Below are 26,658 nucleotides of genomic sequence, written 5' to 3' on the forward strand. Positions count from 1 at the left end.
TAACAACCATTCCCTGGACAACGAGGCGGACCACCTCCTGGCCTGGGCCGACGGCGGCACCACCGGGATCGCCAACCTGGGCCAGCCGTGCCGGAAACATCACCGCCTCAAACACTCCTCGGCCTGGACACCGAGCGGGGCCTCCACATCCAGCCCGCCGGGCTGGATTTCACCGGCACGGCGCTACTACCCGGCCGAGCACCAGGACTGGGAACCGACCCGCTGGCCGGACCACATCCCGATCACGGCCACAAACACAAACCCACGGGCGGAGCGAGCCGTGCCCACACATCCGGAACATCATCCGGGCCCGGGCCCCACTAGTCGCCCCGGCCAGGATCCCGGCCATCCTCCCGAACCGGAACTGCCCCCGGATCCCTTCCCCGACTGGCACCACTTCACGGCCGGGCACCCATTCCCCGCCGCAAACACCGACGACCCCGGCTGGCCGGCACCCCTCGACGACCCCATCCCGGAAGACCTCCTGTTTCCATTTCTGTGATCGGCTACCTCACGTCTCCGGGCGGTGTCGACGTCTGAGCAGCTCAGAGGTCCAAGCAGAACGAAATCGCTGGCCACGGCCCATTTAGGGTTTGTGAGAAGCTAGGGGAGTGAACGACATCCTCCCCATTATTCTGCCCATTCTCGCTGTGCTGGTGGTCCTCGGCGCGCTGATCCCGGTGCTCATGAAGACCCGGAAGAACGTCAAGAACTATCCCGGCACGCGCGACGCAAACGACCCCGTGCAGGCCCCGGGAGCCGGGACCCTTGTGGAGGACCGTCCGGCGCCGGCGCCTGAACGGAAGGCGCCGGACGGCGTCGAGGTCGAAGGACTCGAAACGGTCGAGGTGCCGGACAACGCGGCCGGCTTGGAAACCGTGCCGGTGGAAACCCCGCTGCCGGTGGCCGGGCGCCTCATCCGGCTGCGCGAGCGGCTGGTCAAATCCAACAACATCCTGGGCAAGGGGCTCCTGGCCCTGCTCTCGGCGGACAAGATCGATGAAAACGTCTGGGACGAGGTCGAGGAAACCCTCCTGCTGGCCGACCTCGGCACCGAACCGACCATGCAGCTCGTGGATGCGCTCCGCGAACGTGTCAAGGTGATCGGCACGCGGGACCCCGAGCACGTCAAGGCCCTGCTCCGCGAGGAACTCATCAAGCTCGTGGACCCCACCATGGACCGCACCCTGCACGTGGAGCGCCACGCCGACAAACCTGCCGTCATGATGGTGGTCGGCGTCAACGGCGTCGGCAAGACCACCACCGTGGGCAAGCTGGCCCGCGTGCTCGTCGCCGAAGACAAGGATGTGCTGCTGGGCGCAGCCGACACCTTCCGTGCGGCCGCCGCCGAGCAGCTGGCCACGTGGGGCCAGCGCGTGGGTGTCCCCACCGTGAAGTCGGACATCGACGGCGCTGACCCCGCCTCGGTGGCCTACGAGGCCGTCAAAGCGGGCATCGACCAGGAAGTCGACGTCGTCATGATCGACACCGCGGGGCGGCTGCAGAACAAGGTCGGCCTCATGGACGAGCTCAGCAAGGTCAAGCGGGTCATCGAAAAGCTTGCCGAGGTGGACGAGGTCCTGCTGGTCCTGGATGCCACCACCGGCCAGAACGGGCTCAACCAGGCCCGGGTATTCTCCGAGGTGGTCAACATCACCGGAATCGTCCTGACCAAGCTCGACGGCACCGCCAAGGGCGGAATCGTCGTCGCCATCCAGAAGTCCCTGGGCGTGCCGGTCAAGCTGATCGGCCTGGGCGAAGGCGCCGATGATCTCGCGCCGTTCGACGCCGAAGCGTTCGTGGACGCGTTGCTGAACTAATCACGCACGGCAAAAAGTGCCCCGGTCCGCAGAGGACCGGGGCACTTTTTTGCTGCTGGTTGTGCTGCGCGAAGTCAGCGGGATGTGGCTAGTACGTGAAGTGCAGCACCGTCACGGTTCCGGCCGTCAGCTTGAACTGCTGCGTCCCAGACTTATAAGCGAAGCCGGGCACCGTGGCACGCTCGGCGAGGGGCTTCGGCTCGGACTTGGCGCCGTCGATCACGGTCTGGTCCTCGGCTTTGTAGCTGGGGCCGCTGAGCTGGGTCATGGTCCCGGTCACCGGCTTGCCCGGCAGGTTCAGGGTGACGTCGGTCTGCGCGGCCTTTTCGGGGTCGTTTTCATTGATGATCACAACGCTGGTGCTGCCGTCCGCGTTCTGCAGCGCGTAGCTGAACGCCAGCCCGCCGCCGGAGCTGTTCAGCTTCATGAACTTGCCGGCCTCAAGCTCGGCCACCATGGAGATGCCGAAGAAGTTGGCCCGGCCGGACATCTGGCCGTTGCCGAACGGGTAGGCGCCGGCGCTGCAGATCGCGGACAGGGGCGGGCCGCCCTTGCAGGTCTGCAGGGAGCTGTGGAAACCGATCCGGGTGATCCCCAGCTGGGCGGCGTTGAGGGCATAGTCTGCCGCCCACAGGGCCGAGGCGTGGGTGCGGGAGGTCTCGTTCGAGCCGGGGCAGGCGGCGATCCCGGTTTCCGGGAGCCATGTCTCCAGGCCCGCGTCCTGGCCGACCTTGAGGGCCGATTTCTGGTAGTCGGCGGCGCGGTCATGCATCAGCTGGCTCATCAGGTTGGCCATGGTGGGCGAGCCCTTGGGGTCGCTGCCGTCACAGCTGTACAGCGGGTAGTTATGGAACGTGAGGATCTTCTTCTGTGGGAGGTCAGCATCGACGAACGGCTGCCACCACTTCTGGTCATAGGCACCCGGGCCTGAGATGGGCACCTTGGGGGCCACCGCGTAGATGGCGTTGGCGTAGTCCTTCAGTTCCCGGAGGTACTGGTCCAGGCTGTAGCCGGTGCCGGTCTTCACATCGTTGAAGACGAAGCCGTTGGGTTCGTTGCCCACCGTGACGCTGAGCAAACGGTCGCCGAAGATCTCCGAGGCGTTCTTGACCATGTCTGCCGCCCGGGCCGGGTCGTAATGGCCCAGGTCCACCGTCAGGCTGATCGTGGCATTCCCGGCCTCAAGAAGAGTCTTCACCCGTGCCAGGTCAGCCGGGCCCACGGCCTTGACCGGGTGGGTCTTGTCTCCCTTGTAGCCGGCGGGGACGGCCTCGCCAGTGGAGGTCCAGAAGAAGCGCCGGTCCACGGAGTTGCCGCCAAAGCGCAGGACAGGCTGGTCGATCTCCTTCAGGAGCTTGACCATCGACGCGTTGTCGGCGCTGAGGTCAGGGTCTGCCAAGTCCGTTGCCTCCAAGGAGATTCCCGTCATCCCCTTGTTCAGGGTCGTGCCCACGAGGTCGCTGGAGACGTCCACCTTATGGGGCTCAACCTTTTCCAGCGGCGACCCGGCCGGCGGACCCGCCTGCTGGTAGTACGTCACCGGCGGCCCCACCTCGGCAGGGCCGGACGCCGGGGCGGATTCGGACGTGGCCGGTGGTGCCGACGGTGCCTGGGTGGGTCCGCCGAGAGCCAGGGGAACCAGCACCGCCGTGGCCGCGAGGACGGCTACGATTCCGGCGCCGGCGATAATCCATGCGCGCTTCTTCTTTCCGGCATTCACTGCGTTCGCCGGATTAGCCGCATGTGCGGGGTTGGCTGGGTCAGGGCTATCGGCTTTCCCGAGGGAAGAGTCGAATCTGGCCATGGGGGATTACCTCCGGAGGGTTGTGGCAAGTGACCCCAGCTTAGCCAAGGGCGGAGGCCGCCGCTGACCAGCGGGTTCGTGCCAGGGCGCCGTCTGCGGTCATTGGCCCCGGGGGCCCGGGCGGGAGACAGTTTGCGGCGTTCCCCGGCGCGCGGGCTAGGCGCGGTTGGCGGTGTGCCGGACAAACGTTTCCCGGGCCGGGAGCCACACAGCGGCGGCGGCCAGCAGCATGCCGCCCGTGATGCCGAAGGCCCAGCCGTAGCCCAGACGGTCCGCCAGCAGCCCGGCCACGACGGGTCCGACGATCGCACCGCTGTCAGAGGCCATCTGGAAGACGGCCAGGACGCGGCCGCCGGAGCGCTCGTTGCCGATCACGTCGGCGATGGCAGCCTGCTGGGCCGGCCCCAGCAGCCCGGAGCCAATCCCCGCACAGGCGGACGCGAGCAGGAACCAGGGCAGCTGGTGAGTGAACCCGATAGCCGCAGTGGCTGTGCCGGTGACTACCAGCCCGGCGAGTAGGAGCGGCTTGCGGCCGAGGCTGTCCGCGAGCCGGCCGGAGAACGTCAGCGCCACCGCGTTGCCGCCCGCAAACACGGCCAGTGCCCAGCCGGCCGATTCCGGACCGGCGCCGAGGGCCACGACGGCGAACAGCGGCACCGTCGCCATCCGCACCCCGAAGGTGGCCCAGCCATTGGCGAAGCTCGAAAACAGGCCGGCCCGGTACGCGCTGTCCCGCAGCGCGTCTTTCAGTTCCATCGCCGGGGCCGTGGCGCCGGGCTCCCGCGAGGCGGCCGGGACGTGGCTGAGCTGGGTCTGCACCACGATGGCCGCCAGCACGAGGGCGGCCGCGTAGGCAAGGAACGGCACCCGGAGGCCGAAGTTGGCGAGCAGGCCGCCGACGATCGGTCCGCAGACGTTGCCGATCAGGAATGCCGAGGCGTAGGCCCCGGAGACGCGGCCGCGGCTTTTCGGCGGCGCGAGCCGGACCACGAGCGCCATGGATGCCACGGTAAACATCACCGACCCCGCTCCGCCGAGCCCGCGGAAGATCAGGAGCTGCCAGTAGTCCTGGGCGAATGCGCAGGCCGCGGTCGACGCCGCCACAATCAGCAGACCGGCAACGTAGACGGGCCGTTCGCCGAACTTCACGATCAGCGCGCCGCCGGCCGGGGCGAAAACCAGCCGCATGAAGGCGAAGATGCTCACGATCACCGCCGCCGCCGTCGCGCCGACGTTGAAAGTGGTCGCGAACTGGGGGAGGACCGGCGCGACAAGGCCAAAGCCGATCGCGATGAGGAAGGCCGCCACCAGCATCACCTTGATGTCCCGGGGAAGCCGGGAACGCCCGTGCGCCACGGCGGGCAGCTTGGGGGCGGCTTCGCCGGCGGGGCGGGAGGTCTTGCTCATAGTGCGTTAGTCCTTGGGGAGAAGCGGGGCCGGCGGGCTGCAGGTCCTAAAGCGCGGGATTATGCGGATGAAACATAACCGTAACAAGTGTGAGATGCACCATTTACGTCCGGGAGGTTCTTGTAACAACCCGGCAATCTAAATCCTCCGCCAGCGAAACACGGTCCCGCGAAACTCGATGTAGAACGCAAATAATGCGTTGGGACCGGCGGACTACTCCGCACCTAATAGCAAGAGAGGACGTAGACCATGGAACTCACCGCAGGTCTCGTTTGGCTCCTGGTCGCCGCGGCACTCGTGCTGTTCATGACCCCGGGTCTAGCATTCTTCTACGGCGGCATGACTCGTGCCAAGTCGGCTTTGAACATGATGATGATGAGCTTCGTCGCCATTGGCACCGTCGGGATCATGTGGGTCCTGTGGGGCGCTTCGATGGCCACGAGCAACGAGGACAACTTCTTCCAGATCTTCGCCAACCCGTTCAGCCACTTCGGCCTCCACGGTTTCACCGAACCGGCTGACCTGCTCAAGGTCGGCTACGCGGCCACGTTCGCCATCATCACTGTGGCCCTGATCTCCGGTGCGGTCGCCGACCGTGCCAAGTTCTCCGCCTGGGTGGTCTTCACCCCGATCTGGGCAACGCTCGTCTACGCCCCGATGGCCTTCATGGTCTGGGGCGGCGGCCTCTTCTCCGCCAGCGGCTGGTTCGGTCAGACGTTCGCGCCGGTCATCGACTTCGCCGGCGGCACCGTGGTCCACATCAACGCCGGCGTCGCGGGCCTCATCCTGGTCCTGATCATCGGCAACCGCAAGGGCTTCGGCAAGGACCCGAACCACCGCCCGCACAACATTCCGTTCGTCATGCTCGGTGCCGCCATCCTGTGGTTCGGCTGGTTCGGCTTCAACGCCGGTGCCGCCGCGACCGTTGAGCAGGCCGGCCTGATCTGGATCAACACCCTGGCCGCCCCGGCCGCCGCCATGCTCGGCTGGCTCGCCGTCGAACGCTACCGCGACGGTCACCCGACGTCCCTGGGTGCCGCCTCCGGTGTGGTCGCCGGCCTCGTCGCCATCACCCCGGCCTGCGCCAACGTCTCCCCGCTGGGTGCAATCGCCCTCGGCGTCGTCGCCGGTGTGGCCTCCGCACTCGCCGTCGGCCTGAAGTTCAAGTTCGGCTACGACGACTCGCTCGACGTCGTCGGTGTCCACCTCGTGTCCGGTGTTATCGGCACCGTGGCAATCGGCTTCCTGGCTACTCCGACCCAGGGCGCCGCGGGCCTGTTCTACGGCGGCGGCACCACGCAACTCGTCGCCCAGTCCCTGGCGGCACTGTGTTCCATCGTCTTCACTGCCGTGATGACGTTCATCATCGCCTTCCCGATCCACAAGCTCATGGGCTTCCGGGTCTCCCAGGAACAGGAAGTCGTTGGTGTGGACCTGAGCCTGCACGCAGAGACCGCTTACGAGTTCGGCGTCGGCGGCCACGGCGGCAGCTTCCAGCCGCTGCACGAACTGATCACCGGCAAGACGGGCGAAGACGCAGTCTCCGCAGCTCCGGTGGACGTCACGTCCAACGGCAAGAAGAACGCAACGGGTAAGGAAAGTGTGGGGGCATGAAACTGATCACGGCAATCGTCCGTCCGGAAAAGCTGGAGGCTATTCGCGAAGGTCTCGAAGCCTACGGTGTGCAGGGCCTGACGGTCAGTGCAGCCAGCGGCTACGGCCGGCAGCGCGGCTACACCGAGGTGTACCGCGGGGCTGAGTACAACGTGGACCTCCTGCCCAAGATCCGGGTAGAAGTCCTGGCCACCGACGAACAGGCGGACGACATCCTCGATGTCATCATCGCCAGTTCGAACACCGGCCGGGCCGGCGACGGCAAGGTCTGGACGATGGATGTGTTCGAGGCCGTCAGGGTCCGCACCGGAGAGCGCGGCGCGGCAGCCATCTAGCTGCTCCCGCTCTGCCGCGGAACGCGGCACTGACACAGCGGTCCTGACACAGCGGGCCGGATGCCCGAAAAGGCATCCGGCCCGCTTCGTCGTTTCTGCGGTTGCCTCCAGCGAGTTGCGCGCTGTGAAGCGGCCGCTGTGTTGGGTCCGCTTAGGCCGGCCAGTCCTCCGGGCCCGAGGTCCCGGCGGGATAGTCCTCCAACGGCACGTGTCCGGCCGCCCAGGACTTCAGCACCGGGTCCAGGATGCGCCAGCAGTCCTCGGCGGTGTCCGCCCGCACTGAGAGCAGCGGATCGCCGGTGAGGACGCCCTCCAGCACTTCACCGTACGGCAGGAGCTCGGAAGCGCTCAGCTCTGCCTGCAGGGTGGCCCGGTCCAGGCTCAGGACATCGCCGGGGCCGTTCACATCGACGTCGAATTTCAGCGTGTCCGGGCCAAAACCGATCCGAAGCTGGTTGGGGGCGTCCACGCCGCTGAACCCCTTCGGCAGATGCGGCACCGGCCGGAACGTCACCACGGCTTCCTTGCGCTTGGTGCCCAGCGCTTTGCCCGAACGCAGGATGAACGGCACGCCCTGCCAGCGCCAGTTGTCGATCCCGAGCTGCACCTCGGCGAGGGTTTCGGTGTCCCTGGCCGGGTCCACCCCGGCCTCCTTGGCGTAGTCCGGGACCTTCCGGCCGTCGATGGAACCGGCCGTGTAGCGTGCCCGGCGGGTACTTTGGCGGTACGGGGCCTTGATGCTGCTGGCGCGCAACACCGTGGCAATGGCATCACGCAGGTCGCGTTCGTCCACGGACGCCGGCGGCTCGATCGCCATGAGGGCCATGATCTCCAACAGATGGCTTTGGATCATGTCCCGCAGGGCGCCGGCGCCGTCGTAGTAGCGGGCCCGGCCCTCCAGGGCGAGGTCTTCGTCGAAAACGATCTCGACCTTTTCGATGTACTGACGGTTCCACACCGGCTCCAGGAACGTGTTCGCGAAGCGCAGGCCCAGGATGTTCAGGACGGTTGCCTTGCCCAGGAAGTGATCCACCCGGTGGATGTGGTCCTCCGGGACCAGCGCGGCCAGCGTCTTGTTCAGGTGCCGGGCCGACTGCTCGTCCGAGCCGAACGGCTTCTCCATCACCAGCCGGGTCCTGGCGGGCACGTCCTCCGGGGCCAGCGCCTCGCACGCGAGCTGGCTGACGTGCGGCGGAAGGGCGAAGTAGACGGCCACGGGGCCCTCCAGCTCCTTCAGCAGCCCGGCGAGCTGCCCGCCGGCTGTGACGTCGAGCTGGTGGTACGTGCTCTCCTTGCGGATCCGCTTCAGCTCATGCTTGCCCTCGGTATCGGCCTGCGAGTTCTCGTCCGCGAAAGACTCCTCGATCCGCTCCAGCCACTGATCGGCCGTCCACGGGTCGGATCCGGCACCGACTAACGTGAGGCCGTCGGCGCGGCCCCGGGCCACCAGGCGGGCGAGTCCGGGGAGCAGGAGCCTGCCGGTGAGATCGCCCGAGGCGCCCAGGATGAGGAGTGTTTTTACAGTTAATTGGCTGGTCACCTAAGCCAGCATGCCATCCTGAAGGCTCATCTTGGTACCCTAGATAGTCGAGTCCCGTTGTCGAGGCGGTTCGTTCAGGCGAACACCAGTCACGACGCTGGCGTGCCGGACCGGCCGCCACCTGTAGATCCACTGAAAGAAGTGCACGGCGCGTGTTCAATTCACTCTCTGACCGGTTGACAGCAACCTTCAAGAATCTGCGTGGCAAGGGCCGCCTGACCGAGGCGGACGTTGACGCCACCGTCCGGGAGATCCGGCGTGCCCTCCTGGACGCCGACGTCGCCGTGCCCGTGGTCCGGGAGTTCACCGGCCGCGTCCGCGAGCGTGCCCTCGGCGCCGAGGTATCCGGTGCGCTGAACCCGAGCCAGCAGATCGTGAAGATCGTCAACGAGGAACTCGTCGAGATCCTCGGCGGCGAGACCCGCCGGATCCGCCTGGCCAAGACCGGGCCCACCATCATCATGCTGGCCGGCCTCCAGGGTGCCGGTAAGACCACCCTGGCTGGCAAGCTGTCCAAATGGCTCAAGGCCCAGGGCCACAGCCCGATGCTCGTTGCCTGCGACCTTCAGCGCCCCAACGCCGTCACCCAGCTGCAGGTGGTCGGCCAGCGCGCCGGGGTGCCCGTCTTCGCCCCGCACCCCGGTGCCACGTCCACCGAACTTGACCACCCCGCCGGTGACCCGGTCGCCGTCGCCCGCGCCGGCGTCGAGGAAGCCAAGCGCACCCTCCACGACGTCGTGATTGTGGACACCGCCGGCCGTCTCGGCGTCGACGCCGACATGATGGAACAGGCGCGCCAGATCCGCCGCGCCATCGTCCCGAACGAAGTCCTGTTCGTCATCGACTCCATGATCGGCCAGGACGCAGTCAACACGGCGATGGCCTTCGACGAGGGCGTCAACTTCACCGGCATCGTGCTGTCCAAGCTCGACGGCGACGCCCGCGGCGGTGCCGCGCTCTCCGTCGCCTCGGTCACCGGCAAACCGGTCATGTTCGCGTCCACCGGCGAAGGCCTGGACGACTTCGAGCTCTTCCACCCGGACCGCATGGCCTCGCGCATCCTCGACATGGGTGACGTCCTCACCCTGATCGAGCAGGCCGAGAAATCCTGGGACAAGGACGAGGCCGCCCGGATGGCGAAGAAGTTCGCCGACCAGGAAGACTTCACCCTGGATGACTTCCTCGCCCAGATGCAGCAGATCCGCAACATGGGCTCCATGAAGAAGATGCTCATGATGATGCCGGGTGCGCAGAACATCCGGCAGCAGCTGGAGCAGTTCGACGAGCGCGAGATCGACCGGGTCGAGGCCATTGTCCGCTCCATGACCCCGCACGAGCGCGTGGCACCCAAGATCATCAACGGCTCCCGCCGGGCCCGGATCGCCCGCGGCTCCGGTGTGCACGTCTCCGAGGTCAACGGCCTGCTGGAGCGCTTCGCCCAGGCCCAGAAGATGATGAAGAAGATGGCCGCCGGCGGCGGCATGCCCGGAATGCCGGGGATGCCCGGCATGGGCGGCGGGGGAGGCGCCCGCAAGGGTGCCAAGTCCGCGCCCAAGAAAAAGGCCCGCTCCGGCAACCCGGCCAAGGCCGCGCAGGAACTGCGCGACGCCGAGGCCCGGCGTGCGGCCGGCGCCAAAGCCCTGCCCACCGGAGCGTCGTTCGGCCAGCAGGGCGGCGACTTCGATCCGTCCCAGCTGAACCTGCCCAAGGGCTTCGACAAGTTCCTCGGCGGCAGCAAATAGCCACCGCCCGCTGATGCCGCCGGGGCTGTGTCGCCGGCGGCATCAGCACTGAAGTGCCATAGGGTTAGACCATGTTCAAGCAGCGCGTAGTCTTCGTCCACGGGGCTGGCAGCTTTGGGGCCGCCGCGTGGCCAAAGCAGCACGGGATGGCGCTGGACTACGACGCCCTGTTCCTGCGCCGGCACGGGTTTGACCCTGTTGCGGAACCGCTTGAATCCGACTTCGCCGCCGACGCCGCAATCGTGCTCGCATCACTGGCGGACGACGGCCGCGGCGAGGCCGGCGGCCACGTGGTGGCCCACTCGCAGGGCGCCATCGCCGCCATGATGGCCGCCGTCGAGCGCCCCGACCTCGTCCAGTCCCTGACCCTGGTGGAACCGGCCTGCCTGTCGTTGACCGCCGAACTCCCGGCCACAGCCGCGCACCGGGCGCTCATGCAGCCGCTTTTCGATGTCCGGCACAACCTCAGCGACGACGACTTCCAGCGCGAATTTATCCGCCGCGTCTTCGCCGCCGACGCCCCGGGGGCCACGACGCCGGAGGCCCTCCGGGCCGCGCGCCGGCTCCGCCTGCAGGCGCCGCCGTGGGACGCCCCGCTGCAGATCGTGCCCGGCGTGCCGACGCTGGTCCTGACCGGCGGCTGGGAACCCCTCTACGAGGAAATCGCGGGCTACCTGCGCGAGACCGGCGCCCTGCACCGCACCGCCCCGGGAGGACACCGCCCCCAGGATTCCACCGAAGGGGACAGAGTCATCCGCTCGTTCATCGGCGAGGTCAGCCGGCTCCAGCACGCCCGGGCTTCCTGAGAACTAGCGATGCTCCTAAGCGGGGTGTCGTTTCGCCTCCGACGGGACTTTTACTCCGTTTGCGAGAGTGCTCGCTCCCAGGCTGTGTGGTTTCGGGCAACATACTCAGCGGCTGCACGCCAATGCCCGCCATGCCCGTTCGCATACATGTCTGCCCAGGGCTGGAGTCCGCTTTCGCTAGAGGAACGGAGAAGCTCGAACATCGCCGCGGTGCGTTTCGCCATAGCGGGTGGTAACGCCTCGCGCAACGCGATGTCGGCGTCGTATCCGTCGACGAGAGCGCGCAGTCTCGCAGCAGCGGACCCCACTGCCTGCCCTTCAAAGAGCATCCCGAAAGACTGCGCGGCGTATGCCAGATCCCACAACCTGGTGCTCGGCCCGGCGCCATCCCAATCGATGAAAACCCGCCGGTCTCCCATGATGAGGTTCCAAGGCGCGAGATCGTTGTGGCACATCAGGTTAGGACTCTCCGCTGGCAGCAGCATCGTCCAAGCGTCCGGGTCGGGAACCGAAATGAATTCGCTGGCATCGTGGATCCGGCGAATCATTCTCCCTACCCGCAGCAGGTCCTCGGGCCCCAGCGGCAACTGATCGAGCGCAAGTGTGCCGCTGACGTACTCAACCATCTGCCGCCCCTGATGATCGCAACCCAGCGGCGTGGGCGCGTCCACTCCACGCTCGCGGAGAGCGCCGAGGTAGCTCTGTACGACCGACGTGTTGTCGATCCAAGGCTTTCGCACTGTCTCACCTATACGCACCACGCGGCCTGGCGCGTTGCCTCCCGTCAATTCCTGCTCGTCATCGCACATCCCAGCAGGCTAGTGCCTGCAAGACTGACGTCCAACCGGGTGAGGTGGGTTGGGACTGTCCAGGATGAATCCCCGCCGTTTCGTCTTTGATATCAACGGCCCTTTCTTGAGGAATCTCCCGAGTTCTTGCCCGGTCCAAAAGGTGTCGACAAACGAGGGCCCCAGGAGGGTCTATCTGCGGCCGCGTCTTGAACGTTCTCGCACAAAGGCCGGCCATGCTGGCCGCGATACTGTTTGAGCAACCGCTAGCCGGGCGTACCGCCGCGGGCCCTTCTTTCGGCGAGACGCTCGTGTTGCCGTGTGTGAACGTCGCTCACCCATTCCCAACCCTCTTGAGCCGAGGGGCCGACGCGCGGGTCGCTCGGATCACGTGCGTCACGCAAGGCGTGCACATATGCCCGATCCTGATCGATCCATGTGTGGACCTGGTCCGTTTTTCCGACGGACCCGTGCCCGGGGATGACGACATCGACGACACCGGCCACGCTCTCCAGCAGGTGCAGCGCGGCGAGGTAATCCTCGATCGGGTCAGCGGTGTCGCTCAGGTCGAGCATTGGAATCAGGACATCGGAAAGCATGTCCCCGGCAACAAGAACCCCTCGTTCCTCGATCAATAGCGCCGCATGGCCAGGGGCGTGCGCCTGATGCTCGAGGATCCGCACAGGAGGGCCATCCCAGGGAATCTGCACAGCCGAGTCGACTGATTTCGCGGGCGTTAGCGCCAGAATGTGGCGAGCTGTTCGGCAAGGGCTCTGCCTTGGTCGTAACCCGCTTGAGCGGCGGGCGGACGCGTTGACAGATCCATCAGATTGCTGCCGAATGCGTTGAGGGAGTTGCTGTCCGGCAAGATCGTTTCGACTCTGCTGCCCCGTGCGCGGAGTTCGTCGGCCTGTGCGGCAAGATGCATGCCCCAGTCCAACGGCGTCCGTGTTCTGCCGCCAAGTGGTGACAGCACCAGCACCCGCCCGTATCCGGCTGCCAGATCGGCATTCTCGTTGCGTCGGTAGCCACCGTCGATGTATCGGTTGTCGCCGATGGCGTAGGGAGGGCCACTGGCGCAGCTAGCGGCGACGGCGTCCGCCAGTTCGACTCCGCTGTCGCGGTCGAACACGACCGGTTCACCGGTATGGGCATCGACCGCCGTGATGAGCACCGCTCGTTGCGGCCAGAGCTGACTGGGCAGCCGCGCGGCGACGGTAGCGCGCCACCGCGTTTGCCCGGAGCCATCCGATGCCGCATCCATGTCGAGCGACGCCGCACCCATTCTGCGGCGCATATCGGCCGCATCCTCAGCGGCGGCGATGATTCTCCTAGTTCTCTCCATATGGTCGCCCGGCCCAACTGGAACGCGTCCACCGACGGATCCGACCGGACCAGTCCGTTGATGGGGCGCAGCGGCAAGGATTTGGGCAAGCAGTTCGGTCGGGGCCGCGCCAGTTATTTGGGCCGCAGCCGTCGATCCGGCCGACGTCCCGATGATCAGATCAGCCTCGGTCACATCCAAACCGGCTTCAGACAGGCCGGCGATGATACCGATCAACCACGCATTGCCTGCCGATCCACCACCACCGAGGACCAATGCTCGCTCACCCGCGGCACGCACCCGCCCTATGGCGTCGACCTGCGGCTGATCCTGGTCGGACCTCGGCCGGTCGGAGGCCGTCGCCGAGGTGAAGTGCAGACCTGAAGAAGGTGTTGTGTTCATGGGAGTCGCCTTTCGCGAATTGCCTGGAGGGCGCTCCCGGTAGCGACTACCTCAGTCGCGCGATCGTCGACTGCAGGGGAGCACCCACTGTGGATACTGCGTTCATGGGTCTCACCTCCTGGCACTGGATCACGATCCCCGGCAGGCTACCACGCCCGCGACGCGGTGCGCCATCGGCATCATGGCGGTTGCCGTGCAGCGACGCCGTCACCAACCGCCACGCGTCGGCGTATGTCCCTTTCGGGCATCGTCGGGCATTGCCATTTCGGCCCGCAGGCCTAAGAGACGGATCGGCCGGCCCGCTTCGATTCCGGCTGCGAGGTCCAGGGCCCGCGCGAGGATTTCGTTCCGGTCGAAAGTCTCGGGAATCTTCCTCGCGTGGGTCTTGGTGAGGAACGGCGCGTACCGAACCTTGAGGGTCAGCCCTATCACGGGCCGTCCTTCGGCCACAACATCCTCAAGGACACGCGCTGTCAGCTCCCTCACGGCGTCGTCCACCTGGGCGGGCTCGGTCAGGTCGCGCTGGAAGGTGGTCTCCCGGCTATGCCCGCGGGCAACCCACGGGGTGTCGTCCACAACGCTGGTGCCGTCCCCGCGTCCGAGCTCCGCGTACCAAGGACCCATCCTGGGGCCGAACTCCGGGACCAGGTCCAGGGGGTCGGACGCGGCGAGCTCGGCGACTGTGTTGATGCCTAGTTTGGCCAGCCGGGCCGACACTTTGGCTCCGATGCCCCACAGGTCCTTGGTGGGCCGACTGCCCATGACGTCGAGCCAGTTCCCGGCAGTGAGACGGAAGACGCCGGCCGGCTTGCCGAAACCGGTGGCGACCTTTGCCCGGACCAGGGTGTCGCCGATGCCCACGCTGCAATGCAGCTGCGTTTGCTCCAGGACAGCGGCCTGCACCTGCCGGGCGTAGGCCTCCGGATTCTCTGTCTCTGTGCCTACAAAGGCTTCATCCCAACCCAGCACCTGCACGGTGGCGCCGGGCTGCGCGCGCAGGGTAGCCATCACCGTTTCAGACGCCGCGAGGTAAGCCTCCGGATCGACGGGCAGGATCACAGCGTCGGGCACTTTCCGGGCAGCAATGCGTAAGGGCATTCCGGAACCCACGCCGAACGCCCTGGCTTCGTAGGATGCGGTCGACACCACAGCTCGTTCCGTGGGGTCGCCCCGACCGCCGACAATGATCGGCTTGCCCGCAAGCTCCGGCCGCCGGAGCACCTCGACCGCCGCGATGAATTGGTCGAGATCGACGTGCAGCACCCACCGGATTCCGCTCACGCCACCAGTCTGCCCTAAACATCCCTGGCAAGCATCGGCTCTCCACCGGGCTTGGCCGCGGGGCCTGCGGCGTCCTACTGCCTCGAATACTGCCTCGAAACCCCTGTGCCTCGGAACGCATGTGAAGCAAGACAACTCACAGCCTCGTTGAGCAATACCAAGCGGTGTAGGGGTACGCCCTCATTCCTGCCCCTGACCTGCGCATTCATTGTCGGAATCGGTGCTTGGGCACTACACTCGGCGACGGGGGATGGGGGTAGCGATGGTCGCTCCGAGTTCAGGGGATCACGTCCGGGAGGATGATTTGCCGGCCCGCATTCGTGCGCTGCGGATGCCCGGCTGGGCTGGCGCGGCCCTCGGTGCGGGCCTGCTGGCGGTCGCGGTCGCGGCGGTCGCCGGCTCGATCCTGGTCAACGAACGCGACAGCACGATCATCGCGGCCTGGGCGGAGGCGCTCATCATGGCGGGGGCAATCATTTTGGCGGTCTTCGGCGCCGTCCTGCTGTGGTACGCCGGCGAGTGGGTCACGCTCACGCCGGACGCGGCGATCGTGACGAAGGCGTTCCTCGCCCGGGCCAGGGTCGATCGCACGCAGCTTGAAGACTTCCACCCCTATCCCCACCGGTACGCCGGCCGTGGGGGCGTCCAGTACCGGATGGTCCCGACCTTCACCTTTAGGGACCCGCATGGCCGGCTCCGGGACCTGCCGCTGCCGTTTCTGGCCTACTGGAACAAGGTTGGGGGCGCGGACGCCCCCCTGCCGCCGCGCGCCGCGTACCTCGAGGCGTGGGCTCGCGCGGCCGGCAGCCCGTACTCGAGAACGGTGTTCACAGCCGCCGTGCCGTACACGCTCTCGATGCACCGACAATCCGTGAGGACGGGTCTGCTGCGCCGGGCACGCGTGGCGGCAATCCTCATCCCGATGGTCTCGATTGGGCTCGGCCTGGCCCTCGGCTTCGGGCTCGGACCGGTCGCCAAAGCCTTCGGCGGGCATGACCGCAGTTTCGACGCCCAAACGAACCGCACCGGCATCCGCGATCTCGACGACGCCCTCACGCCCGCCGTCGCCGCCTACCAGTGGCGTTCGGAGCAGTTCAAGCCCGGCACAAGAGACTTCAGCTTCTTCCCGACCCTGCGGTCACTGCCGTCGGCGCCGTACACGGTCCGATACTTCATCCGAGACCCTGCGCAGCGCGGCACAGACCTCAGTCCCCCGGAGCAGAAGTATGGCCGAATCGTCTCGGAAGGGACGATTTCCGCAAAGAACCCCACGATCGAATTCGCGCTCGACCACGACGCAAGCACCTTCACCTTCGAGGTCTACGTCACCGACGACCGCGGCCACACGACGCTCAACTCCGAGCTCTACAGGAACATCGCCGCGAATCCGGCACGGACGCCGACGCCGAATCCGGCACCGACGCCGGCGCCGACGTCCTGAGAGCGACGGCTCGCGCGGTCGGACCGCCCTCCGTCGCCTCCGGTTAATGCCTCATCAGGGGCGTCCCATGGCCGTCCGAGGCGCCCGCCCGGCAGGGCAGGCGCCCCGGACCGTGGACTAGGCCGAGGCCTGTACGCCCACGGTCGGCTCGGGCAGGTAGACCTTGCCGCCCGCTGCCAGGAATTCGTTGCTCTTCTCCCGCATCCCGGCGGCCATCTGCGCCAGTGCCGCCTGCGAGTCGGCGGAACCATATTCGTCCCGGATGTCCTGGCTGATCCGCATGGAGCAGAACTTGGGCCCGCACATCGAGCAGAAGTGCGCCGTCTTGGCCGGTTCCGCGGGGAGCGTCTCATCGTGGAAGGACTCGGCGGTCACCGGATCCAGGGACAGCGCGAACTGGTCCCGCCAGCGGAACTCAAACCGCGCCTTGGACAGGGCGTCGTCGCGTTCGTGCGCTCCGGGGTGGCCCTTGGCGAGGTCGGCCGCGTGGGCCGCGATCTTGTACGTGATCACGCCGGTCTTCACGTCGTCCTTGTTCGGCAGCCCCAAGTGTTCCTTGGGCGTGACGTAGCAGAGCATCGCGGTGCCATAACGGGCAATCTCCGTGGCGCCGATCGCCGAGGTGATGTGGTCATAGCCGGGTGCGATGTCCGTGACCAGCGGCCCCAGCGTGTAGAAGGGGGCGCCCTTGCAGAGCTCCTGCTGGCGCTCCACGTTCTCCCGAACAAGGTGGAACGGCACGTGTCCCGGGCCCTCCACCATGACCTGCACATCGAACTCCCAGGCCCGCTGGGTGAGCTCGGCCAGTGTGTCGAGTTCGGCGAACTGCGCGGCGTCGTTGGCGTCCGCCGTCGCGCCGGGCCGCAGCCCGTCGCCGAGGGAGAACGAGACGTCGTACTTGGCGAAGATTTCGCAGAGCTCGTCGAAGTGGGTATAGAGGAAGTTCTCCTGATGGTGAGCCAGGCACCAGCCGGCCATGATGGAACCGCCGCGGGACACGATCCCGGTGACCCGGTTGGCCGTCAGGGGGACGTAGCGCAGCAGCACCCCGGCATGGATGGTCATGTAGTCCACCCCCTGCTCGCACTGTTCGATCACGGTGTCCCGGAAGATCTCCCAGGTCAGGGCGTTGGCCTCGCCGTTGACCTTCTCCAGCGCCTGGTAGATCGGGACCGTTCCGATCGGGACGGGGGAGTTGCGGATGATCCATTCGCGCGTGGTGTGGATATCGTCCCCGGTGGAGAGGTCCATCACCGTGTCCGCACCCCACTGGGTAGCCCACTGAAGTTTGTCCACTTCCTCGGCGATGGAGCTGGTCACCGCGGAATTGCCGATGTTGGCGTTGATTTTCACCAGGAACGCCTTGCCGATGATCATCGGCTCGGACTCCGGGTGGTTGATGTTGCTGGGAATAATGGCCCGGCCCGCTGCCACCTCGCTGCGGACCAGCTCCACATCGCAGTTCTCGCGCAGCGCAACGAACCGCATCTCCGGTGTCACGATGCCCTGCCGCGCGTAATGCATCTGGGTGACCGTCCGGCCCTCGACGGCGCGGCGGGGCTCTGGCGGGGCGCCCCGCCATTCCGCGGAGGCGGCACCGCGGCGCACCGCGGACCTGCCGTCGTCGAGCAGATTGCGTTCCCGACCGCGGTACGGCTCCGTGTCACCCCGCCCGGCGATCCAGCCGCTGCGGAACGGGGCGAGCCCCACCACCGGATCGCTGCCCGGGCCGGCCGTGCGGTAGACCCGGAATGGAGGGTTCTCGACGCCTCCCGGCGAGGGTTCCAGCGCGATCTCGGTCACCGGGACGCGGATGCCGTGCTCCGGGTCCGTCGTGAAGGCCAGCGAGTGGGACTTCAGTGACTGCGTCGCGGCAGCCTCGGAGTCGGCAGGCAGGTTTTGGCCGGACTGGTTTTGGATAGGGCTGTGCTGTGCAATTTGCGTATTCACGGAAAATACTCACTTCCTTCGCCGGCATTACCCGGACAGGTTCAACGGTCGCAGGCCGCGTCAGCCCGATCTCAGCCCCTGCAGGGGCACCCGTGTGGTCGTAGATGAAGCTACCACGCGCCGCCGGACGGCTGTCCAGTGTGACGCGGCCGGCGCGGCGACATGGGGACTACCCTTGATGCCATGACCGGCATCATCGAATTCAGCGGCCCCATCCTTACCGGGCCGGACACGGTACGCCACGGCCTCTGGTCCGTCGACGGCCGGCTCACGTTCCACCGGCCCGCCGCCGCGCCGGAGCGCGTGCTGGATGGCTGGGTCATTCCCGGGCTGGTGGACGCACACTGCCACATCGGCCTCGGCCCCGGCGGAGACGTTGCCGAGGACACCGCGGAGTCCCAGGCCGTCACGGACCGCGACGCCGGGACGCTCCTGGTCCGCGACGCCGGCGCTGTCCACGACACCCGCTGGCTCCAGCAGCGCCCGGACCTTCCACGGATCATCCGTGCCGGCCGGCACATCGCCCGCACCCGGCGCTACCTGCGCGGCTTCGCCGTCGAGGTGGAACCGGACGGCCTGGTCGAGGCCGTGCGGAAGCAGGCCCGTGCCGGCGACGGCTGGGTCAAGCTCGTGGGGGACTGGATCGACCGCGACGCCGGCGGCGACCTCGCCGCCAGTTTTCCCGCCGGAAGCCTCAAGGATGCCGTCCAGGCCGCGCACGATGAAGGGGCCCGCGTCACCGCCCACTGCTTCGCCGAGGACACCCTGGATGACATGCTCGACGCCGGGATCGACTGCATCGAGCACGGCACCGGGCTGCTGCCGCGGCACCTCCCGCGCTTCGTGGAGCAGGGCGTGCCGATCGTCCCCACCCTGATCAACATCGCCACCTTCCCGGACATCGCCGCCCAGGCGGAAGCCAAGTTCCCCCGCTACGCCGCGCACATGCGCTCGCTGTGGGAGAGGCGGGCGGAGCGGATCCTGGAAGCCCACGAGGCCGGGGTGGCCATCTATGCCGGCACCGATGCCGGCAGCGTGATCAGGCACGGCCGGATCGTGGACGAGATCTGGGCCCTGCACGCCGCCGGGCTGCCTGCCGCGGCTGCCCTCGGCGCTGCCAGCTGGTCCGCGCGGACCTGGCTCGGCGCGGACGGCATCACCGAAGGGGCCAGCGCCGACGTACTGGTGTGCGCTAAGGACCCCCGGCAGGACCTCGGGACCCTTGCCGGGCTGAAGCATATTGTCCTGCGGGGCCTGCCCACCCGTTAGGAATAAATTGAAGCTTCAAGTAATTTAATACTATGCCAAGGTCACCGAAGCGCCGGTGGCCACCGAACCCCCGGAGAGTTTCAATGACCGCAGAAGCCAGCACCCAGGATCTCCTTCCTGCCACACTCACCATGGGCACCGTGATGCTCAAGGTCGGCGACATGAAGCTCATGACCGACTACTACCAGCGCGCCCTCGGCCTGGACATCGTGGCCGAACAGGACGGCGGACTCTACCTTGGCCGCCGGCAGAAGCCCCTGGTCCATCTGGCCCCCGCCCCGGGCTTGAACCTGCCCTCCCGCGGCGAAGCCGGGCTCTTCCACACCGCCCTCCTCTTCGAGGACCAGCAGTCCCTGGCGGCCACCGTTGCCAGCACAGCCCAGTACGACCCCCAGTCCTTCACCGGCAGCGCGGACCACCTCGTCAGCGAGGCCTTCTACTTCAACGACCCCGAAGGCAACGGCATCGAGCTGTACTGGGACCGGCCGCGGCAGGACTGGTCCTGGGAAGGCAAGAACGTCGTCATGGACAGCCTGGCCCTGCCGCCGCAGCGCTACCTGCAACAGCACCTGACCGAAGAGTCCCTGAGCGGCCAGCGCGAGGCGGCCGCCGGCGTCGGACACGTCCATCTGCAGGTGGGCGACGTCCACGCGGCGCATGAGTTCTATGTCGGCACACTGGGCTTCGAAAAGACCGCGGGCTGGCATGGCCAGGCACTGTTCGTCTCGGCCGGCGGCTACCACCACCACATGGCCATGAACGTCTGGAACAGCCGCGGCGCCGGCCCCCGGCGCGACACGCTGGGCCTGGGCGAGGTGCTCATCGAAGTGCCCTCGGGTGACGACGTCGGTTCCCTGGCCGACCGCCTTAAGGTGGCCGGCGTCGACTCGCACCACACCGGCGCCGAGCTGCGCTTCGAGGACCCGTGGCGCAACCGCATCCGCGTCGCCGTGCGCTAAGAGCACGCTGTTCGCTGAGCACACGCTGTTCGCTGTGCATGTCCAGCGTGCACAACTCCCCGCTGGACATGCACACTGTTCACTGACAGGAGCGGTGGACATGTCCATCGGTCGCGGCCGGGAATGGACATAGCGGCCATATGTCAATTGCTCGCGGTCAGGGGAGGGCATGTCCGCGAAAGGTAATGACCGTGGGAGAGCATGTCCACTGGTCACAGTCAGGGTGGGGCATGTCCCCCGGGGCGCCGCTGCGCTGAAGCGATTAGGCTGAGGCGACGCCAAAAACAGCGGCCAAGCGCCGCCAGACATCTAAGGACTAGCTGCATGGGATTCACCGAAATCTTTGTGTCCACCCACGACGCCGCCCTCAAACGCGCCGGCGCGCTCGAAGCCGGCGGCGCGGCCGCCCCGGACGCCGTGCGCATCCCGGACATCAGCGACTTTGAGGTCGAACGGCTCGGCGACCTCGCCGGAGTGGCCGTCCACGCTCCGGGCGCGGACTACGAACTGGCGATGGTGGACGTGGCCAGCGACTCCCTGCTCGGCGTCCCCTCCGCCATGGTCCGGACGCTCGCGGAATTGCTCAGCTACGAAACCGAGGGGGAGGGCGACGTCCTCGAGGACGTTGCGGCCAACTGGGCCGCCGAGGAGGACACGCCCTTCGGTTCGGACCAGGCCCGGGCTTATGTGCGCCGGATCGCCGAACTGGCCGCCGGAATCGACCCCGCCACCAAGTCCGGACTCTACGTCTGGACGTCCTGACCGGACGGCCGGGCCGTGTCAAGTCGAAATCCTGCCGGTCATCTGGCACAATGAACAGGTACTCGATCTGCGTGGCCCCTCTCTCCGCGTCCGGATCCTGTCCTTTAGAACCCCCTAGTACGGCCCGCCCCACGGGTGCAGAACGCCGGGCTCGACCCCGTTTCAGAAACAGGAGTGACCACAAAAGTGGCCGTAAAGATTCGCCTTAAGCGCTTCGGTAAGATGCGCGCACCGTACTACCGCATCGTCGTCATGGACGCACGCTCCAAGCGTGATGGCCGTGCCATCGAAGAGATCGGCAAGTACCACCCGACCGAAGAGCCCTCGTACATCGAGGTCGACACGGACCGTGCCCAGTACTGGCTCGGCGTCGGCGCACAGCCGTCCGAGCAGGTTGCCGCGATCCTCAAGATCACCGGTGACTGGCAGAAGTTCAAGGGTCTCCCGGGCCAGGAGGGAACCTTGAAGACGAAGGCTCCCAAGGCTGCCTTCGTTACGCCGGAAAAGGGTTCCGTGATCATCCCGGAAGCCATCACCAAGAAGGCCAAGAAGGACGAAGCTGCCGAGGCTCCCGCCGACGCCGCCGAAGCAGAGACCACCGAGGCTGAGTAGATTGCTGGCAGAAGCGCTCGAACACCTGGTCCGCGGGATTGTTGACAGCCCCGAGGACGTCAAGGTCAGTGCGAAGAACAACCGCCGCGGGGAAACCCTCGAGGTGCGCGTTCATCAGGACGACCTCGGACGGGTGATCGGCCGGCAGGGCCGGACCGCACGCGCACTGCGCACTGTGGTTGCGGCGCTGGCGGACGGCGAGCCGGTCAGGGTCGACGTCGTCGACACGGACCGCCGCCGCTAACGCGTTCAGCATTACTTGTCTTTAGCCCGGCCCCTTCACCAGATAATGGTGGAGGGGCCGGACTGTTTTCCGCGCCAACCAACCCCGACCAGCCCCGACCCACCCCGAACAGAGGAACAGATGCAGCTCCAGGTCGCACGAATCGGCAAACCCCACGGCATCCGCGGCGAAGTGACCGTCCAGGTGCTCACCGATGCGCCCGGCGACCGCTTTGTCCCCGGTACGCAGTTCATTGTGGAACCCGCCTCATCCGGGCCGTTGACGGTGTTCAGCGCCCGCTGGAACAAGGACATCCTGCTGCTGGCCTTCGACGAGATCGAGACCCGCAATCAGGCCGAGACCCTGCGCGGCGCCAAGCTGTTCATCGAGACCGAAGACATCGGCGCCGACGACGACGATGAAGGCTGGTACGAGCACGAGCTCGTGGGCCTGGACGTCCGGGTGAGCGGCAACGTGGTGGGCAAGGTCTCCGGACTGCACACGATGCCCGTCCAGGACCTGCTGGTGGTCACGACGGCCGAGGGCCAGGAAGTCCTGGTCCCGTTCGTCGAGCAGATCGTGCCCGAGGTCAACGTGGGGGACAAATACGTGGTGGTCACTCCGCCGCCCGGACTCTTCGAGGTCAACACGGACGAGTCCGCTGACGAGCCGGCCGCCGGGAACCAACCGGCTGGAGAACGCGGCACCGAGGCCGGGAGCAACGCGTAGATGAGAATCGACGTCGTCAGCATCTTCCCGGAGTATCTGGCACCGCTGGACCTGTCCCTGATCGGCAAGGCCCGTCAGGACGGCCTGCTGGACCTGCAGGTCCATGACCTGCGGGACTTCACGACCGACCGGCACCGCACCGTCGACGACACGCCTTACGGTGGCGGCGCCGGGATGGTCATGAAGGCCGAACCCTGGGCGCAGGCCCTCACCGCCGTCGCGGCCGACCGTGCCGGCGACGCTGCGGGTGCCGGGGATTCCGGGGATGCCCGCAAACCGGTGCTGATCGTCCCCTCACCGGCGGGCGAGAGGTTCACCCAGGCCACCGCGCATCAGCTCGCCGAGGAGGACCAGCTGGTCTTCGCGTGCGGCCGGTACGAGGGCATCGACGAACGCGTCATGGAATGGGCGGCCGACCACTTCACGGTGCGTCCCATGAGCCTGGGGGACTACGTCCTCAACGGCGGCGAGGTCGCCGTCCTGGCCATGGTCGAGGCCATCGGGCGGCTGCTGCCCGGCGTCGTCGGCAACCCCGAATCGCTCGTCGAAGAATCCCACTCGGACGGGCTACTCGAATACCCCGTCTACACGAAGCCCTCCAGCTGGCGCGACCGCGACGTCCCTGCGGTGCTGCTGAGCGGCAACCACGGCAAGATCGCCCAGTGGCGCCGGCACGAACAGTACCGGCGCACTGCCGAACGGCGCCCGGATCTCCTGGCCGAGTTCGACGCCGGTACGCTGCCCCGCGCGGACCGGACCGCGTTCGCCGACCTGGGGTACGACATCGTCGACGGGCGCCTCGTGCCGCGTCCCGGCGCCTGAACTGAAGGGATTGGGCTAACCAGCACGAAATGTGGCAAAATTAGTCCTTGTGCCTGCTGGGTTGCGAACCTGCCACAGGGGGAGCGCTACCAACAGCCCGGCACCCCGGTCCCTTCTATTCCTGACAGGGCCGGATTGACAAACTTTCGGCGGACAATTCCGGGCGGCAAATGCCCCCTGGCTTGGCCGCCGTAACCCAACGTGAGTGACCTGTGGCGTTCACCAGGAGTGGATCAATGCATATCCTCGATTCCGTAGACGCAGCCTCGCTGCGCACCGATGTTCCCGAGTTCCGCGCGGGTGACACCATCAAGGTTCACGTGAACATCATTGAAGGCAAGAACTCCCGCGTCCAGGTATTCCAGGGCTTCGTCCTGGGCCGCCAGGGCGACGGCGTCCGCGAAACCTTCACCGTCCGCAAGGTCTCCTTCGGCGTCGGCGTGGAGCGTACCTTCCCGGTGCACTCCCCGATCATCGACAAGATCGAGCTCGTCTCCAAGGGTGACGTGCGCCGCGCCAAGCTTTACTACATGCGTAACCTGCGTGGTAAGGCCGCGAAGATCAAGGAAAAGCGCGACTTCCAGACCGCCAAGTAAGTCCTCCGGACCCAAACGCAGTCTTCCGCCGCGGGTCCACGGACCGTGCCCGGCGTGCCGCCGGAGCTATCCGCAACAGCGCACTTTAGTTCACGACAGCGCCAAGGGATACGGAACATGGAACAGCCAAAACGCCAGCCCAGGAAACCGGGCTGGCGTTTTGCGTTGCTGGCCCTGGTGCTCGCGGTGGCCATCAGCGCCGTGGTCCGCTCGCTGTGGGTGGATGTCTACTACATCCCGTCCGCGTCCATGGAACCGCTCCTGCTCACCGGGGACCGGATTCTTGTGGAGCGCACCGGCCCTGAGTCCCTGAACCGGGGCGACGTCGTGGTCTTTGACGGACGCGGCTCCTTCGCCCCGCTGAACAGCGGCAACGGACCCGTGGTGGACGCCCTGGCCGAAACCGGACGCTGGCTGGGCCTCGCCGGCAGCGACACCACGTACGTCAAGCGTGTGATCGGCCTGCCCGGAGACCGCGTGGTGTGCTGCGACGCCAATGGCCGGCTCACAGTCAACGGCCAGCAAGTTGCGGAACCCTATGTGTACCCGGGGGACACCCCGAGCGAAATGAAGTTCAGTGTTGAGGTGCCGGCCGGGCGGCTGTGGCTCATGGGGGACCACCGCTCCCTCTCGGCCGATTCCCGGAGCCTCCTCGGCGCCCCCGGCGGCGGCATGGTGCCGCTGGAACGCGTCATAGGCCGGCCGGTACAGATCATCTGGCCGCTTGATAGATTTGCAGCAGTAGCGCGGCCCCAACCGGCTGCGACAACGACGACGACGAACGGACAGTAGATGCCCGAGACCGAACCGCGCACTCCTGATCCGCAGGGCCAGGACCTACCCCGGGTGACCTCCTCGGCGATCCCCGACGAGCAGGACCCCAGCGGCGGAGCGCCGCGCGCGGACCGGCCTGATTCTGACCGGCTTGATTCTGACAGGCCTGATTCTGACCGGTCTGATTCCGACAGTGCCGTCGCTGACGGGGCTGCCGTGGCTGCCCACGAGGAGCGGCCTGCCGGGCCTGCCCACGCCGGGAAGTCCTCCCGGCGGGCCAAGCGGGCCAAGGCCCGTGAAGGGCGCAGCCCCCTCTTCCTGTGGCTGAAGGAGGTGGCCACCGTGGTCGTCGTGGCGGTCGTGCTGTCCTTCCTGATCAAGACCTTCCTGTTCCGGGCCTTCTACATTCCCTCCGAATCCATGGTCAACACCCTCGACGTGAACGACCGCATCTTCGTCAACCTCCTGGTGCCGCAGCCCATCGCCCTCCAGCGCGGCGACGTCGTGGTGTTCCGGGACAGCCAAGGCTGGCTCGCCCCCGCAGCCCCGAAGACGAAGGGCCCCTTCACCTGGGTGCAGGACGGGCTGACGTTCGTGGGCCTGCTCCCGGACAATTCCGAACAGCACCTGGTCAAGCGCGTCATCGGGCTCCCCGGCGACCACGTGGTCTGCTGCGACGCCGGCGGACAGCTCACCCTCAACGGCGCGCCGCTGGACGAAAAGTACATCAATCCCGCCGAGATTCCCCAGGTCCGCGACTTCGACGTCGTCGTGCCGGCCGGCAAGGTCTGGGTCATGGGCGACAACCGCAACCACTCCGCGGACTCACGCGCCCATATGGACACCAACGGCGGATTCGTCAACGAGTCGGACATCGAAGGCCAGGCCGCCGTCATCGCCTGGCCGCTGAACAGGATCTCGGCGCTGGACAACTATCCTGGCGTGTTCCGCAGCGTGCCCGCCCCGGCCGGAAAGTAAGCCGCCCGCCATGTCCGACGCCCCCACCCTCGACTACGAACGCCGCTTCCGCCGCTCCGGCGCGCGGCTGCTCGCGGGCATCGACGAGGTCGGCCGCGGTGCCCTCGCCGGCCCCGTCAGCGTGGGGATCGCCGTCGTCGACCTGCAACGGCAGAAGCTCCTGGCCGACGTCCGGGACAGCAAGCTGCTCAAGGTCGCGGACCGGGAGCGGCTGGTACCCGTGGTCCGGGACTGGAGCGTGGCGTCCGCCGTCGGACACGCGTCCGCGAACGAGATCGATGAGCTCGGTATCATCGGCGCCCTCCGGCTGGCCGGCAACCGCGCCTGGTCCGCCGTCCTCGCCGCCGGCGTCCGGCCCGAGGTCGTCCTGCTCGACGGCAGCCACAACTGGCTCTCGCCCGATCTCCAGCCCTCCCTGTTTGACGAGGCTCCCGCCGAACCCGGCTGCGACGCCCCGGTGCATACGCTGGTGAAAGCCGACATGCAGTGCCTCAGCGTCGCCGCGGCCAGCATCCTTGCCAAGGTGGAGCGGGACCGGATGATGAGCGAGCTGCACATCGAATACCCGGGCTACGGCTGGGGCGAGAACAAGGGCTACGGTACCGCCGCGCACAAGGAAGCACTCCGTGCCGCGGGTCCCACGCCTTACCACCGGGTCAGCTGGCAGCTGCTCTAGCGTG

General features: G+C 67.1%; 26 protein-coding genes and 1 riboswitch. Of the genes, 18 read left to right on the plus strand and 8 right to left on the minus strand.

Features of this window, described 5'->3' with window-relative positions:
* A partial coding sequence (locus BLR03_RS25040) for an HNH endonuclease signature motif containing protein (protein ID WP_254788636.1) occupies positions 1–502 on the plus strand: 502 nt, incomplete at its 5' end.
* 109 nt (positions 503–611) lie between these two features.
* A complete protein-coding gene (gene ftsY / locus BLR03_RS21160; RefSeq protein ID WP_091256268.1) occupies positions 612–1,820 on the plus strand; it encodes a signal recognition particle-docking protein FtsY in 1,209 nt (402 codons plus the stop codon).
* Between the two features lie 88 nt (positions 1,821–1,908).
* Here the strand turns inward: ftsY and BLR03_RS21165 are convergent, their stop codons facing one another.
* Complete coding sequence (locus BLR03_RS21165; protein ID WP_254788637.1) at positions 1,909–3,540, minus strand: hypothetical protein; 1,632 nt, start codon at positions 3,538–3,540, stop codon at positions 1,909–1,911.
* 240 nt (positions 3,541–3,780) lie between these two features.
* Positions 3,781–5,031, minus strand: coding sequence for an MFS transporter (locus BLR03_RS21170; protein WP_091256269.1), 1,251 nt, complete (start codon positions 5,029–5,031; stop codon positions 3,781–3,783).
* A gap of 249 nt (positions 5,032–5,280) precedes the next feature.
* Between BLR03_RS21170 and BLR03_RS21175 the strand changes: the two genes are divergently transcribed.
* Together BLR03_RS21175 and BLR03_RS21180 are read left to right on the plus strand one after the other, a co-directional pair.
* Complete coding sequence (locus BLR03_RS21175; protein WP_091256270.1) at positions 5,281–6,645, plus strand: ammonium transporter; 1,365 nt, start codon at positions 5,281–5,283, stop codon at positions 6,643–6,645.
* Entirely contained in the window at positions 6,642–6,980 is a 339-nt protein-coding gene (locus tag BLR03_RS21180; protein ID WP_018773460.1) for a P-II family nitrogen regulator, read from the plus strand. The genes BLR03_RS21175 and BLR03_RS21180 overlap by 4 nt, the downstream gene beginning before the upstream one ends.
* Positions 6,981–7,131: 151 nt before the next feature.
* Here the strand turns inward: BLR03_RS21180 and BLR03_RS21185 are convergent, their stop codons facing one another.
* Positions 7,132–8,520 (minus strand): glucose-6-phosphate dehydrogenase, encoded by a 1,389-nt coding sequence (locus BLR03_RS21185; RefSeq protein ID WP_091256271.1) that lies wholly within the window; start codon positions 8,518–8,520, stop codon positions 7,132–7,134.
* 152 nt (positions 8,521–8,672) lie between these two features.
* Here BLR03_RS21185 and ffh point away from each other — a divergent pair, with 152 nt between their 5' ends.
* On the plus strand, positions 8,673–10,262 hold the full coding sequence (gene ffh, locus BLR03_RS21190; protein ID WP_091256272.1) for a signal recognition particle protein: 1,590 nt from the start codon (positions 8,673–8,675) through the stop codon (positions 10,260–10,262).
* Between the two features lie 71 nt (positions 10,263–10,333).
* Positions 10,334–11,068, plus strand: coding sequence for an alpha/beta fold hydrolase (locus BLR03_RS21195; protein WP_091256273.1), 735 nt, complete (start codon positions 10,334–10,336; stop codon positions 11,066–11,068).
* Between the two features lie 50 nt (positions 11,069–11,118).
* Here BLR03_RS21195 and BLR03_RS21200 read toward each other — a convergent pair whose 3' ends face one another.
* From BLR03_RS21200 to BLR03_RS21215, 4 genes are all read right to left on the minus strand, one after another.
* Positions 11,119–11,877: a phosphotransferase gene (locus BLR03_RS21200; protein ID WP_091256274.1), complete on the minus strand. Its 759-nt coding sequence runs from the start codon at positions 11,875–11,877 to the stop codon at positions 11,119–11,121.
* 245 nt (positions 11,878–12,122) lie between these two features.
* Positions 12,123–12,566, minus strand: a complete 444-nt coding sequence (locus tag BLR03_RS21205) for an MBL fold metallo-hydrolase (protein ID WP_368086993.1) — start codon at positions 12,564–12,566, stop codon at positions 12,123–12,125.
* 26 nt (positions 12,567–12,592) lie between these two features.
* Positions 12,593–13,582 (minus strand): patatin-like phospholipase family protein, encoded by a 990-nt coding sequence (locus BLR03_RS21210; RefSeq protein ID WP_091256275.1) that lies wholly within the window; start codon positions 13,580–13,582, stop codon positions 12,593–12,595.
* 207 nt (positions 13,583–13,789) lie between these two features.
* The gene (locus tag BLR03_RS21215; RefSeq protein ID WP_091256276.1) at positions 13,790–14,845 is read right to left on the minus strand and encodes a DNA polymerase IV; all 1,056 of its coding nucleotides are present in this window, start codon (positions 14,843–14,845) and stop codon (positions 13,790–13,792) included.
* 322 nt (positions 14,846–15,167) lie between these two features.
* Here BLR03_RS21215 and BLR03_RS21220 point away from each other — a divergent pair, with 322 nt between their 5' ends.
* Positions 15,168–16,304: a hypothetical protein gene (locus tag BLR03_RS21220; RefSeq protein WP_139184632.1), complete on the plus strand. Its 1,137-nt coding sequence runs from the start codon at positions 15,168–15,170 to the stop codon at positions 16,302–16,304.
* Between the two features lie 117 nt (positions 16,305–16,421).
* Here BLR03_RS21220 and thiC read toward each other — a convergent pair whose 3' ends face one another.
* Positions 16,422–18,254, minus strand: coding sequence for a phosphomethylpyrimidine synthase ThiC (gene thiC / locus BLR03_RS21225; protein WP_091256278.1), 1,833 nt, complete (start codon positions 18,252–18,254; stop codon positions 16,422–16,424).
* Positions 18,251–18,358, minus strand: a riboswitch (TPP riboswitch). Its footprint overlaps the gene before it by 4 nt.
* 79 nt (positions 18,359–18,437) lie before the next feature.
* On the opposite strand from thiC, the gene BLR03_RS21230 reads away from it, so the two are divergent.
* The 11 genes from BLR03_RS21230 to BLR03_RS21280 all read left to right on the plus strand — a co-directional run bounded on the left by BLR03_RS21230 (position 18,438) and on the right by BLR03_RS21280 (position 26,654).
* A complete protein-coding gene (locus tag BLR03_RS21230) occupies positions 18,438–19,523 on the plus strand; it encodes an amidohydrolase family protein (RefSeq protein WP_091256279.1) in 1,086 nt (361 codons plus the stop codon).
* Between the two features lie 83 nt (positions 19,524–19,606).
* Positions 19,607–20,482, plus strand: a complete 876-nt coding sequence (locus tag BLR03_RS21235; RefSeq protein WP_091256280.1) for a VOC family protein — start codon at positions 19,607–19,609, stop codon at positions 20,480–20,482.
* Positions 20,483–20,806: 324 nt separating this feature from the next.
* Entirely contained in the window at positions 20,807–21,244 is a 438-nt protein-coding gene (locus BLR03_RS21240; RefSeq protein WP_091256281.1) for a hypothetical protein, read from the plus strand.
* A gap of 186 nt (positions 21,245–21,430) precedes the next feature.
* The gene (gene rpsP, locus BLR03_RS21245; protein ID WP_091256308.1) at positions 21,431–21,856 is read left to right on the plus strand and encodes a 30S ribosomal protein S16; all 426 of its coding nucleotides are present in this window, start codon (positions 21,431–21,433) and stop codon (positions 21,854–21,856) included.
* A gap of 1 nt (position 21,857) precedes the next feature.
* Positions 21,858–22,100: an RNA-binding protein gene (locus BLR03_RS21250; protein ID WP_018773450.1), complete on the plus strand. Its 243-nt coding sequence runs from the start codon at positions 21,858–21,860 to the stop codon at positions 22,098–22,100.
* Between the two features lie 120 nt (positions 22,101–22,220).
* A complete protein-coding gene (gene rimM, locus BLR03_RS21255; protein WP_091256282.1) occupies positions 22,221–22,808 on the plus strand; it encodes a ribosome maturation factor RimM in 588 nt (195 codons plus the stop codon).
* Positions 22,809–23,630: a tRNA (guanosine(37)-N1)-methyltransferase TrmD gene (gene trmD, locus BLR03_RS21260; protein WP_091256283.1), complete on the plus strand. Its 822-nt coding sequence runs from the start codon at positions 22,809–22,811 to the stop codon at positions 23,628–23,630.
* 236 nt (positions 23,631–23,866) lie between these two features.
* Positions 23,867–24,226 (plus strand): 50S ribosomal protein L19, encoded by a 360-nt coding sequence (gene rplS, locus BLR03_RS21265; RefSeq protein WP_091256284.1) that lies wholly within the window; start codon positions 23,867–23,869, stop codon positions 24,224–24,226.
* Between the two features lie 117 nt (positions 24,227–24,343).
* Positions 24,344–25,018 (plus strand): signal peptidase I, encoded by a 675-nt coding sequence (gene lepB / locus BLR03_RS21270; RefSeq protein ID WP_091256285.1) that lies wholly within the window; start codon positions 24,344–24,346, stop codon positions 25,016–25,018.
* Positions 25,019–25,978: a signal peptidase I gene (gene lepB / locus BLR03_RS21275; RefSeq protein ID WP_254788638.1), complete on the plus strand. Its 960-nt coding sequence runs from the start codon at positions 25,019–25,021 to the stop codon at positions 25,976–25,978.
* Positions 25,979–25,988: 10 nt separating this feature from the next.
* Complete coding sequence (locus tag BLR03_RS21280; RefSeq protein WP_091256286.1) at positions 25,989–26,654, plus strand: ribonuclease HII; 666 nt, start codon at positions 25,989–25,991, stop codon at positions 26,652–26,654.
* The last annotated feature ends 4 nt before the right edge of the window (positions 26,655–26,658 follow it).

Source organism: Arthrobacter sp. ok909 (genome assembly GCF_900104405.1).
GTDB lineage: Bacteria > Actinomycetota > Actinomycetes > Actinomycetales > Micrococcaceae > Arthrobacter > Arthrobacter humicola.